General features: G+C 71.3%; 12 protein-coding genes. 1 reads left to right on the forward strand and 11 read right to left on the reverse strand.

The window, feature by feature from the left end; all coding sequences use genetic code 11:
- Positions 1-76: 76 nt before the first annotated feature.
- From ACFQ6X_RS27775 to ACFQ6X_RS27825, 11 genes are read right to left on the reverse strand one after another with little or no spacing between them, the layout of a single operon-like run.
- A complete protein-coding gene (locus ACFQ6X_RS27775) occupies positions 77-1,093 on the reverse strand; it encodes a Rieske 2Fe-2S domain-containing protein (protein ID WP_383185279.1) in 1,017 nt (338 codons plus the stop codon).
- A 2-nt stretch (positions 1,094-1,095) separates the two neighbouring features.
- Positions 1,096-1,320: a recombinase-like helix-turn-helix domain-containing protein gene (locus ACFQ6X_RS27780; protein ID WP_351182283.1), complete on the reverse strand. Its 225-nt coding sequence runs from the start codon at positions 1,318-1,320 to the stop codon at positions 1,096-1,098.
- A gap of 29 nt (positions 1,321-1,349) precedes the next feature.
- Positions 1,350-2,288 (reverse strand): PDR/VanB family oxidoreductase, encoded by a 939-nt coding sequence (locus ACFQ6X_RS27785; protein WP_383185281.1) that lies wholly within the window; start codon positions 2,286-2,288, stop codon positions 1,350-1,352.
- 38 nt (positions 2,289-2,326) lie between these two features.
- On the reverse strand, positions 2,327-3,952 hold the full coding sequence (locus tag ACFQ6X_RS27790) for a thiamine pyrophosphate-binding protein (RefSeq protein ID WP_383185283.1): 1,626 nt from the start codon (positions 3,950-3,952) through the stop codon (positions 2,327-2,329).
- A gap of 9 nt (positions 3,953-3,961) precedes the next feature.
- Positions 3,962-4,750, reverse strand: a complete 789-nt coding sequence (locus ACFQ6X_RS27795; protein ID WP_383185285.1) for an SDR family oxidoreductase — start codon at positions 4,748-4,750, stop codon at positions 3,962-3,964.
- Between the two features lie 19 nt (positions 4,751-4,769).
- Positions 4,770-5,525 carry an SDR family oxidoreductase gene (locus tag ACFQ6X_RS27800; protein ID WP_383185287.1) on the reverse strand — a complete coding sequence of 252 codons (756 nt, stop codon included), beginning with the start codon at positions 5,523-5,525 and terminating at the stop codon, positions 4,770-4,772.
- Entirely contained in the window at positions 5,518-6,039 is a 522-nt protein-coding gene (locus ACFQ6X_RS27805) for a cupin domain-containing protein (RefSeq protein WP_053930186.1), read from the reverse strand. The genes ACFQ6X_RS27800 and ACFQ6X_RS27805 overlap by 8 nt, the downstream gene beginning before the upstream one ends.
- 11 nt (positions 6,040-6,050) lie before the next feature.
- Positions 6,051-6,851, reverse strand: a complete 801-nt coding sequence (locus ACFQ6X_RS27810; protein ID WP_383185290.1) for an alpha/beta fold hydrolase — start codon at positions 6,849-6,851, stop codon at positions 6,051-6,053.
- Positions 6,848-7,645, reverse strand: coding sequence for an aspartate dehydrogenase domain-containing protein (locus ACFQ6X_RS27815; RefSeq protein ID WP_383185291.1), 798 nt, complete (start codon positions 7,643-7,645; stop codon positions 6,848-6,850). The genes ACFQ6X_RS27810 and ACFQ6X_RS27815 overlap by 4 nt, the downstream gene beginning before the upstream one ends.
- Positions 7,642-8,586 (reverse strand): VOC family protein, encoded by a 945-nt coding sequence (locus ACFQ6X_RS27820; RefSeq protein WP_351181257.1) that lies wholly within the window; start codon positions 8,584-8,586, stop codon positions 7,642-7,644. Before ACFQ6X_RS27820 ends, ACFQ6X_RS27815 begins: the two co-directional genes overlap by 4 nt.
- Before the next feature lie 42 nt (positions 8,587-8,628).
- The gene (locus tag ACFQ6X_RS27825) at positions 8,629-10,113 is read right to left on the reverse strand and encodes an aldehyde dehydrogenase (RefSeq protein ID WP_383185293.1); all 1,485 of its coding nucleotides are present in this window, start codon (positions 10,111-10,113) and stop codon (positions 8,629-8,631) included.
- A gap of 289 nt (positions 10,114-10,402) precedes the next feature.
- On the opposite strand from ACFQ6X_RS27825, the gene ACFQ6X_RS27830 reads away from it, so the two are divergent.
- Positions 10,403-11,767: an MFS transporter gene (locus tag ACFQ6X_RS27830; RefSeq protein WP_383185295.1), complete on the forward strand. Its 1,365-nt coding sequence runs from the start codon at positions 10,403-10,405 to the stop codon at positions 11,765-11,767.
- Positions 11,768-11,827 lie beyond the last annotated feature (60 nt).

Here is an 11,827-nt window from a genome sequence, read left to right on the forward strand (position 1 = left end):
CCGGGCTCGGGCAGCGGCGGGCCGGGTGCGCGGTTCACGCCCGTCGCGGCCCGGCCCGGCTGCTGTCGCGGCAGGCTCAGGCGCCCGCCGACGACTGTGCCTCGGCCGCCGCGCGGTACAGGCGGCGCAGCCGCACCACACCCAGGTCGTGCTGGTAGAGGTTCTCCTGCTGGTCGGCGTCGGCGGGCATGGCCTCCAGCATGACGCGGTCCTGCTCCAGGACCTCCCAGTGGCGCTTCTCGATCAGCGTCCGGTAGAGGAAGCGCCAGGACGCGCGCTGCCAGTCCTCGACCCGGCGGTAGCGCCAGAAGAAGACGCCGCTGCGCTGCTCGTCCACCGGGCAGACCATGCCCACGATCCCGAACGGTCCGCCGGGACCGGCCGACGGCGGGTACGGGATGGACAGGTCGACCCAGTCCACGCCGGTGCGGCAGAGCTCCACCCAGTCGAAGTTGACGCCGCGCTGGTCGGTCTTCTCGAAGAAGTAGCCGCGCCCGGTCTCGCGGATACGGAACTTGGCCGTCGTATCACCGTCGAACATCGTGTGCGAATCGTGGTGGAGGAAGGCGCCGTGCATCGGGTCGAGAAGGTTCTCCACGGCGTAGCGCCACGGTGATTCCCACTCGGCGTAGCACAGGAACGCGTCCACCTCGGGGTCCGTCAGCGGTTCCGGGAGCGTCAGTTCGGCCGGCTCCGGGTGCTCCTCGTCGCCGAAGTAGGCGAGGATCGCGCCCGCGACCTCGCGCACCGGGAGCGAGGTGACCAGCTTCTTGCCCTCCAGGCTGCAGCCGGGCAGCCCGGGGACGGAGAAGACCGTCCCGTTGGACTGCACCTCGACGCCGTGGTACCAGCAGGCGACCCGGTCGCCGAGGTGCTTGCCGAGCGACAGGGGTGCGCCGCGGTGGGGGCAGCGGTCGGCGAGCATCGACAGGGCGCCGTCGGAGCGGCGGAACAGCAGCCATTGCTCGCCGAGCGCGGTCACCTTGCGCATCGCGCCGGGGGCGACGAAGTGCGAGGGGACGACGGGGTGCCACTGGTTGCGCAGGCCCGTGGCGTAGATGTGGTCCGCCGTGGCGGAGGACGTCAGGGTCATGGTCAGGCTCCCAGTCGGTTCATCTCGGCACGGAAGGATTCCTCGGTCCACGGTGTGCCGTCGCCGGCGTGGACCTGGCGGGCGTTGAGTCCGCGCACCACGTCGGCCAGCTCGTGGCCCTCCTTGGTGAAGACCTCCTCGAGGGTCGCGGCGAGCTTGTACTCGTACGGGGTCGGCTCGTGCGTACGGGACTGGTGGACGTCGAGGTACGGCCAGGTGTCGGTCACGGTGTCTCCTGAAAGTGCGGGGGAAGGTGTCACAGGTCGAGGACGAGCCGGCTCCGTGAGGCGCACCGCGAGACGCAGATCATCATCGTGGCGCAGGTGGCACGTTCGGCCTCGCTGAGCAGGAAGTCGCGGTGGTCGGGGGTGCCCTCGATCACCCGGGTCTCGCAGGACCCGCAGATGCCGTCGCGGCACGAATGAGGTGCGTCGATCCCGGCGGCCTCGGCGGCGTCGAGGATGGAGGTGTCGGCGCCGACGGTGAGGGTCACGCCCGAGGCGCGGCACTCGACCTCGAACTCCTCGTCGTCACCGGTGCGTTCCACGGTCGGCGCGGCGAACCGCTCCAGGCGCAGCCGGTCCCCGGGGCAGCGTGCCTCGACGGCCGCGAGCAGGGGTTCGGGACCGCAGGAGTACACCAGCGTGCCCTCGGGCAGGTCCGCGAGCGCGGCATCCAGGTCGATGTGACCCAGTTCGTCCTGCGGGACGAGCGTGACCTCACCACCGAGCGCGGCAAGTTCCGGGGTGAACGCCATCGACGCCCGCCCCCTGCCTCCGTAGACCATCCGCCAGGCGGTACCCCTGCGGGCCGCCTCCCTGGCCATCGCCAGCAGCGGGGTGATCCCGATGCCTCCGGCGACGAACAGGTAGGCGTCGGCGTCCTCCAGCGCGAAGTGGTTGCGCGGCTCGGAGACCGTGACCGGCTGTCCGGGGCGCAGCTGGGTGTGCACGAACCGCGAACCGCCGCGTGAGGCGGGCTCGTTGAGCACACCGATGCGGTAGACGTCCGGCACGTTCGGGTCGCCGCACAGGCTGTACTGGCGTACCTGGCCCCCGACATGGACGTCGAGGTGCGCGCCGGGCGTCCAGGCGGGCAGGGGTTTGCCGTCGGGGTGGGTCAGTTCGACGGAGAGTACGCCCTCCGCCTCCCAGGTCATTCGATGGACGACCAGCTGCAGCGAATGCTCGCTCATGGCCTGTTGCCTCCTTACCGGCAGTACGCGCGACCGGGCTACTGGCCCGGGATCCTCACGGGCGGGGTGAACGGGACCTTCATCGGTCCGAGTGCCGTCAGATCGACCTCGACGAGCGTCGGGCCTTCGGAGGCGATGGCCTCGCCGAGCACCGGGCCGGCATGCTCCTCGGCGGCGATCCGCAGGTACGGCAACCCGCAGGCGCGGGCCAGCAGTTCGAAGTCCGGAGTGGCCAGGTCCACCCCGGAGCGGCGCTCGCTGTAGCGGTCCTGCATGTTGCGCAGCACTCCGTAGCCGCCGTCGTTGAAGACGATCAGGGTCAGCCGGGGCCGTTCCTGGGCGAGGGTGAGGAGTTCGCCGAGGTGGACCGCGAGTCCGCCGTCGCCGACGATGACGACGGTGGGTGCGTCGGGCCGCGCGAGCGCCGCGCCGATGCCCATGCCGAGTCCCTGTCCGATGCCGCCGCCGCGCGGGAAGACGTTGTCCCGCGGGTCGTACATCTCCAGCAGCCTGTTGCCCCAGCTGCTGGAGGGGATCGTGACGTCGCGCGCCACGACCGCCTCGCGGGGCAGCGCGGCGCGGATCGCGTCGCAGATCGCGGCCTGGGGTCCGATGTTGTCGTGCAGGCGCGCCCGTACCTCGGTGCGGACGGCGCCCACGCGGTCCGTCCAGCCGCTCTCCGCGGGCCGGGCGTGCGGCAGGAGGGCGGTCAGGGCGGCTGCGGCATCGCCGTGCAGCGCGTGGGTGGCGGGGTACACCCGGCCCAGCGCGTCCTCGTCGATGTCGATCTGGATGTGCGCGTCGGGGAGTTCCAGCGTGTAGTCGGCTGTCTCGTTCGAGCGGAAGTGCGTGCCGATGGTGAGCAGCACGTCCGCGTCGGCGAGCAGGGCGCGGACCGCGGGGGTGGTGGCGAAGTTACCGATGACCTGCTCGTGGTCCTCGGGCACGGCACCGCGGCCGGAGTTCGAGGTCAGCAGTCCCGCTCCGGTCGCCTCCAGCAGTCCGGCGAGTTCGCTGCCGGCGGTGGCCGCGCCGCCGCCCGCCCAGACCAGGGGACGTCGGGCGGAGGCCAGGAGGGCGCCGGCCGAAGCCAGTTCGCTCTCCGCGGGAGCCGGTACGGCGGCTGCGGGAAGCTCGGCGGGCTCGTCGGTCTGCGCCGCGAACTGGAGGTCGATCGGCCACTCCACGCTTGCCGGTCCGCCCGGCGCGGTAAGTGCCGCGCGGGCCGCCTCGCGCAGGATGCGACCCGCCTGCTCGGCGTCCGGCACACTCGCGGCGTGGGCGGAGACCGCCCTCAGCATGCCGAGCTGGTCCTTGGTCTCGTGGATGAATCCCCGTCCGCTGCCGAGGAATTCGCTCTCCACCTGGCCGGTGATGTGCAGGACGGAACTTCCCGCGCTGAGCGACTCGATCAGGGATCCGGCCGCGTTGCCGGCTCCCGTGCCGGTGGAGGTCAGTGCGCAGCCGAGCGTGCCGCGGGCACGTCCGTAGGCGTCGGCGGCGTTCACGGCTGACGCTTCGTGCCGCACGGGCACGAAACGCAGTTCGCGGTCGACGGCCTCGACGAGTGGCAGGTTGTGCACACTGACGATGCCGAAGACGGTGTCGATGCCGAGTTCCCGCAGGACGGCGACGAGGAGATCGCCTCCGTTGTCGTAACGCATGGTGTCTCCTCAGAGGATGGAGCGGCCGACGCCGCCGCAGACGTCGATGCTGGTGCCGGTGATGTACGAGGCGAGGGGCGAGAGCAGGGTGAGGACGGCGAACGCGACCTCTTCGGCCCGGCCGAGCCGGCCGAGGGCTATGCCGCGGTCGGCGGCCAGTTCCGCCTGCCAGTCCTCGTAGCTCCTGCCGGAGTCCGCGGCTGCGTAGCGCCTCGTCCACTGACCGGTGTCGATGAGGCCGAGGCAGACGGAGTTGACCCGGATGCCCTCGCCGGCGAGTTCGACCGACAGGGACTTGGAGAGGTTGAGGATGCCCGCCCGGGCGGCGCTCGTCGTGATCAGCCGGGGCTCGGGCTGCTTGGCGAGCACTGCGTTGATGTTGACGACGCTCGCCGCGCCGGAGGCGGCGAGGTGCGGGCGCGCGGCCTGCAGGGGGTTCAGCACCCCGGCGAACTTCAGCTCCAGCTCGTCGCGCCAGTCCTCGGCGGTGGAGTCGTCGAGACCCTTCATCCGGGACTGTCCGGCGTTGTTGACGAGTCCGTCGATGCCGCCGAACTCCTCGGCGGTGCGGCGGACGAAGTCGCGCACGGCGTCGGCGTCGCGGACGTCGCAGACTCCGGTGAGGAGGCGGTCGTGCCCGGTGCCGAGCTCGGCCGCCACCTTGGCGAGCCGGTCTGCGTCACGGCCGCAGGTGGCGACGCGGGCTCCCTCGTCGAGGAGGGCGCGGACCGTGGCCAGGCCGACGCCCGAGCTGCCGCCGGTGACCACAATGGTGCGGTCGGCGAGTCCCAGATCCATAACTCGTGTCTCCTGCAGTTCAGTTCATGGTGAAGCCGCCGTTGACGGCGATCACCTGTCCGGTCAGGTAGCGGGATTCCTCGCCGAGCAGGAAGGAGACGATCCCGGTGAGGTCGTCCGGCTGCTGCGGCCTGGAGATGGCCCGGTTCATGCGGTAGAGGTCGTGCCGTTCGGTGGGCACGGTCGCGGTCGCCTCGCACTCGGTGAGCCCGGGGGCGACCGCGTTCACGGTGATCCCCTTGTCGCCGAGTTCGCGTGCCATGGCCCGGGTGAGTGCGATGACTGCACCCTTGGAGGCGATGTAGTGGGCGAGGCGGGGGGATCCGTACAGCGCGGCGTCCGAGGCGATGTTGACGATCCGCCCGGGTGTCGCGAAGAGCGGGTACAGCGCCTTCGCCACCAGCCAGGGGCTGCGGGCGTTGACCGCCATCAGCCGGTCCCACACCTCGATGTCGATGTCCTGGAACTCCTTGCCGCCCACGCCGTTGGCGAGAGCCGCGTTGTTGACCAGGCCGTACACGGGGCCGATCTCGCGTACGGCGGCGGCCAGCGCGGCCACCGAGGCAGGGTCGGCCACGTCGCAGCGCACGAAGCGGGCGTCGATGCCTTCGGAGCACAGCTCCGCGACGGCGTGCTCGCCCCGTTCCCGTTCCAGCTCGGCGACGACGACCCGGAAGCCGTCGGCGCCCGCCCGGCGGGCCATGGCCAGTCCCAGGCCACGGCCCGCACCGGTGACGACGACAGTGCGTGCGTCGGCCGGGGGCTGGTCAGCCACGGGTGACGCCGTGCATCGGCGAGTACTCGGGGTAGGTCGGCACCTGCGGCTTCTGCGTGCCGATGACGACGCAGAACAGGGCGTCGGTGTCGCCCTCGTTCTTGAGCGAACGGGTCACACCTGCGGGGACCACGATCATGTCGCGGTAGCCGAGGGTGCGGTACTCGGCCTCGTCGGGACCGCGGTGGATGCCGACCTTGACCTCGCCCTCCAGGACGAAGAAGGCCTCTTCGACGTCGTGGTGGGTGTGGGCCGGGCCCTCGGCGCCGGGCGGCAGCAGCATGTTGGAGAAGGTGAACCCGCCGGAGGGGAGGATCCGGCTGTCGCTCTCGTGGTTGCCGGTGGCACCCGAGCCGACGTACCGGATCTGGCCGCGACGGAACTGTGCGCCGGCCTTCTCCTGGAAGGAGAGGGTGTCGAAGTCCGCGACGCGGGAGGCCTTGGTGGCGATGAGGGAGTCGGTGTACGCGGAGAGGTCGTCGCCGTTGTCGTACGCGTCGGTGGTCAGAGGCATGGTGGAGGCTCCTACTCGGGGATGGATGCGGTGATGCGGAGGTGGGAGAGCACCCAGGCGTTGAAGTGGCCGGGCTGCTCCTGGTTGGCCAGGTGACCGGCGTCCTTGACGATCACGTAGGCGGTCTTGTGGATGGCTCCGGCGATGGCCTGGCTCGCGTCGATGCCGGTGACCCGGTCCTGCTCGCCGCAGAGCACGAGGGTGGGCGCGGCGATCGAGGGGAGTTCGGCGCGCAGATCGGCGGCGGCCATGGACTCGGCGGCGTACGCGTAGCCCGGCAGCCGCACCGAGGCGGCCATCGTGTCCACGACGCGGCGTACGAGTTCGCCGGGGGCGCCCGGCGACACCAGCCGCGGTCCGCGTCCCTCGGCGAAGGCGCGCGGGCCGAGCTCTGCGAGCTCGGTGGCCCGGGCCCGCATGCCCTTCGCCTTCGCCTCGTCCGTTCCGGAGCCCGTGCTGGAGTCGGCGACGATCAGCGAGGCGACGAGCTCAGGGTGGCGTGTGGCGAGCCTGAGCGCGATCACACCGCCCCAGGACACTCCGAGGACGTGCGCGGTCGAGGCACGCTCACGGATGAGAGCCGCTGCCGCGTCCGCGTAGTCGTCCAGGTCGAGCGGGCCCTCAGGGTCGGGCGACTTCCCGTAACCGGGGGCGTCCCAGGCCACGACCCTCGCGTACGAGGAGAGTTCGGCGAGCTGCGGGGCGAACGCTGCCGACGACGAGCCGATCCCGTGCAGGCACAGCAGCAGGGGGCCGTGGTTACCCGCCTCTTCGACATGGACGTCGGAGTGGACGTCGGCGCGGGCGTTCACAGGATCTGGCCCGTCCGTCCCGCCAGCGCGGCGAGGCTGCGCAGGACCGCGTACGGCACCACCTGGCTGGTGGCCGGGTTGCCCGGGTCGGGCAGGTGGGCGACCTCGAAGCGGTACGCACCGTGTGCGCCGGAGGCCTCGATCAGATGGCGTGTGTGGTGCGCCGCCGGGTCGGCGACGACCTGTACCCGCACAGTGTCCAGGTCGCCGACGGCCAGCGCGACCGACGCGGCCACGTTCGTCGATTTGGGGAATTTGACCGGGACCTCGCGGGCGGTGCCGGTCATGACCACGACCGGTCCGGTGGCCGACCGCATCCGGGCCAGCAGGTCCTCGTCCATCCAGGGCTGTTCGAGGGTGGAGGGCAGCTTGGTGGTGGTGAGGCGCACCTCGTCGAGCGGGCCCAGGGAGCGGGCGGCCTGGAGGAGGTCGAGACCCCCGACGGCACCGCCGGTGAAGTACACCCGGCCGGGTCCCGCCGCGAGCAGCCGCTTCGCGAGGTCCTCGTCGGTCAGCGCTCCGGTGGAGGCGATCAGCAGGTCGGTGCCGGACTCCAGCACCCGCTCGCCCCACTCCCGTACGACGCCCTGGCCCGCGGCCTCGACGATCAGGTCACAGGTCTCCAGGGCCTCCTCGAACGTGGCCTGCCGCGCCGGTGCGGCTTCGCCGAGCGGACGGTTGTCGACGACGCACACCAGCTCGGCGCCGCCCACCCGCCCTTCGGCGAGGGCGGTGCCGACGACCCGGCCGATCGCGCCCCAGCCGACGATGCCGACCTTGCGTACGGTGCTCATGCGGTGGCCTCCTGGGCGTCGAGGGGAGCGAGCGGGCCGGGGTCCGGCGCGCCCGCCATGTGGCAGCGGATCTCCTTGGACGGCGGTCCCGCCGTCCCCCACAGGTCGGACAGGTCCGGCACCCGCCGCCACACCCGGGCGATCCAGGCGTCCTCGACGATCTGGGCGACCTCGGAGGTGTACTCGCAGACCAGTCCGGACGGGTCGGTGAAGTAGGAGAAGGTGTTGTTCCCGGGGCCGTGCCGGCCGGGCCCCCACTGGGGGGTGATGCCGTGGTGCCGGAGCCGGCCGAGGCCCCGCATGAAGTGGTCGACCGAGGTCATCTCGTACGCCACGTGGTTGAGCGAGGTCCACTCGGCCTGGTTGAAGGCGATGCAGTGGTGGTCCGCGTTGCAGCGCAGGAACGCCATCTGGTGCTCGGACCAGTCGGAGACGCGCAGCCCCAGTACCTCGCAGTAGAAGGTGACGGCGGCGTCGATGTCGGTGGTGTTGAGCACGGCGTGCGTCACCCCGACGGGCACGGCGCCGTCCCGGCCGCGCGGGACGACCGCCTCGACCTGGGCGCTGATCTCGATGAGGCGCCCCTCGGGATCGGTGAACCGCAGCCCGTAGCCGCCGCCCGCCTGATGCAGCGGGCCGGGCCCGAAGACGGGGACGATGCCGCGTGCGTCGAGGCGCCGCGCGGCCTCGTCGACCTCGGCAGGGGTCGCGACGGCGAACGAGAGGCGGCCGAGGCCGACCTTCTCCCGCTCGGCGAGGTGGAGGACGTGGTGCTCGTCTCCCGTACCGCGCAGCCAGCGCGCGCCGGTGTCGGACTCGACGGTCTCCAGACCCCAGACCTCTTCGTAGAAGTCGGCGGTCTCGGTGAAGGCCGGGGTATGCAGCTCGACGTAGCGCAGTGAGCGGAGCCGGGCGATCGGGCCGGGGGGTGGTTGGTGCATCAGTCTCTCCAGACGGACGGACGGGCGTCGGTGCGTGCCGGGTCAGCCGGCCCAGGGAAGCGGGTGGCCGGAGGTGCCCCAGTACAGGGACTTCTGGCGCTGGTAGGCGCGGATCGCGTCGCGGCCCTTCTCCGTGCCGAGGCCGCTGTCCTTCCATCCGCTGAACGGGGTGGAGGCGCTGAACTGCTTGTACGTGTTGACCCAGACCGTGCCGGCCTCTATCCGGCGGGCGAGCTGCCAGGCGGCTCGCAGGTCTCGGGTCCAGATGCCGCAGGCCAGCCCGTAGATGGAGTCGTTGGCCTGGCGGACCAGGTCGTCCTCGTCGTCGTAGGGCAGGGCGACCAGGACGGGCCCGAAGATCTCCTCCTGGCAGGTGCGGGAGGTGTTGGGCAGTCCCTCCAGGACGGTCGGCAGGTAGTAGGCGCCGTCCTGGTACCGCTCGCCCTCGGGCGCCGAGCCTCCGCACAGGACCCGTGCGCCCTCGGAGCGGGCGAGGTCGACGTAGGCGGCGACGGAGTCGCGGTGGCTGTGGTGCACCAGGGGGCCGACCTGGGTGCCCGGCTCGGTGCCGGGGCCGACGCGCAGCTTGCGGACCCGCTCGACGAGTTCACCGACGAACGAGTCGTAGATCTCCCGGGCGACGAAGAGCCGGGAGCCGGCGATGCAGGACTGGCCGCTGGAGGAGAAGATCCCGAACATCACGCCGGCCAGGGCCTGCTCGATGTCGGCGTCGGCGCGCACGATCGTCGGCGACTTGCCGCCGAGCTCCAGGGAGACGGGGATGAGCTTCCGGGCGGCGAGTGTGGCGATGGACCGACCGGTCTCCGTACCGCCTGTGAATCCGATGCGGGCGACGAGGGGGTGGCGTACGACGGCGTCACCGACCACCCGCCCGCTGCCCGGGAGTACCGACAGCAGGGCGGTGGGCAGGCGGAACTCTTCGAGGGCCTGGGTGATCAGGCGGCCGAGGGCGAGGGAGACGAGGGGCGTCCAGGCGGCCGGCTTGAGCAGGACCGCGTTCCCGGCGGCGAGCGCGGGCGCGATCTTCTGCGCGTCGCTGGCGACAGGCGAGTTCCAGGGGTTGATCGCGCCGACGACGCCCAGCGGCTCGTACACGCTCATCGTGACGTACGGGCCGCGGGACGGCGTGACCGAGTCCTCGGCGCTCTCCAGGGCTGCCGCCATGTAGCGGAAGGTGCCTGCCGCACTGAGCGCGAGGGCGCGGGTCTCGGTGAGCGTCTTGCCGGTGTCGGCGGTCTGCAGTGCGGCGAGGTCGTCCGCCGCCTGCTCGGTCAGCTCGGCGATGCGGTGCAGCAGCCGGGCGCGCTCGTGGGCGAGCAGGTCCCGCCAGGCCGGGTCCGCGACCGCCTTCGCCGCGGCTTCGGCCGCTTCGTCGACCTCGTCGGCCGAGGCGGTGTGGACGGTGGCGAGGACGCGGCCGGTCGCCGGGTCGACGGTGTCGAGCAGTTCGCCCGCGCCGCGTCGCCACTGGCCCGCGATCAGGATGTCGGTGGGGATGTGCGGCACGGGTGTACCTCCGGGCGAGGTGGCGGGCAGGGCTGGGCCGGGTGGGGAAGCACGGGGTGCGTTCCGCCACTCGGAACCGTCGAAGTGCTAGAAATCTAAGCGCTTAACTATTCTTCCGCAAGGGTCCAGGGCGAAATCGTTGCCTTCCATGCCTTGAGCACGCCATCCAGGGCGTCGATGATGAACACCAAGTTGCCGGAAGCGAGATTCCTAAGCTCTTAACCATTGACCGCTTAGATACTGGAACCTACTGTCTCCGCAACTGCTCTGCCCGCGGAAGGAACCCTCCATGACGACTGTGGCCGGCAAGCCAGCCCTCGGCTCCATAGCCGCGAGACTCGAACGACTGCCGCAATCGCGCTGGCACGTCAAAGTCCGGTTCCTGATCGGCGCCGTCACGTTCTTCGAGGCGTTCGACCAGTTGCTCGCCGCCTCCGCACTGCCCGTCCTGATGAAGGAATGGCACCTGACCACCGGCCAGGCCACCTTCGCCGTGACCTCCGCCTCGATCGGCATGCTGCTCGGCGCCATCGCCGCGGGCTGGCTGGGCGACCGGATCGGCCGGGTGCGCACCGTCGCCCTGGGCGTCGCGATCACCGGTCTCGCCAGCCTCGCCGTCGCCTTCTCGGGCAGCATCGAGACCTTCTCGCTCTTCCGGTTCGTCCAGGGGCTCGGCATCGGCGGCGTCGTGCCCGTCGCGGCCACGTACATCAACGAGATCGCCCGCTCCGACAAGCGGGGCCGCTTCGTCCTCCTGTACGAGATGATCTTCCCTGCCGGACTGGCGGCCGCCACCCTGCTCGCCGTCTGGGTGGTACCCAACTTCGGATGGCGCGCGATGTTCGTCATCGGCGGTCTCCCGGTGCTGATCGCCGCCGCGCTTCCGCGCCACGTCACGGAATCCCCGCGCTGGCTGCTGGCCCGCGGACGTACGCAGGAGGCCGAGGAAGCCATCAGCCTCATCGAGGCCGAGGTCGCCCGCGCCACCGCCGAGCCGCTGCCCGCACCGGCCGCCGGCGCGCCCGACGAGGCCTCCCAGGGCCGTCTGCGCGACCTGTTCCAGGGCCGCTACCTGCGGCGTACGGCGGTCCTGTCGGGTCTGTGGTTCGTCGCCTACTACGTGAACCACGGCATCTCGACCTGGCTGCCGTCGCTCTACACGAAGCAGTTCGGCCTGGATCTGACCACCGCACTCGTCTACACCCTGCTCAGCAACATCACCGGTCTGCTCGGCACGTTCATCATGGCCATGGTGATCGACCGCATCGGCCGGAGGCCCGCCCTGATCAGCGCGCTCGTCGGCACCGTGCTCTCGCTCGGCGTGCTCGCCCTGCTCGGTGCGACCTCGGGCGGCCAGGTCGCGGTGTTCGCCTCATGCACGACGTTCTTCCTGTACGCGATCAACGCGGGTCTCTACCTGTACTCCCCCGAGCTGTACCCGACGGCCAACCGGGCCAAGGGCGCGGCGTTCGGTGGCCTGTGGAACCGGTGCGGCGTCATCCTCGGCCCCATAACGGTGGGCGCGATCATCGGAGCGGGCGGCAGCCTCGGGCTCGTCTTCGCGCAGCTCGCCGTGGTGGCCGCGGTGGGCGCGGCGATCGCCTGGTTCGCGATCGAGACCAAGAACAGGACGCTGGAGGAGCTCAACTCCTGACACACCCGGCGTTCCACGTGAGGGGCCGGTGTCCCGGAGCAGTGATCACTGCTCCGGGAC

Origin of the sequence: Streptomyces sp. NPDC056452, assembly GCF_042796085.1 — a bacterium.
Taxonomy (GTDB): domain Bacteria; phylum Actinomycetota; class Actinomycetes; order Streptomycetales; family Streptomycetaceae; genus Streptomyces.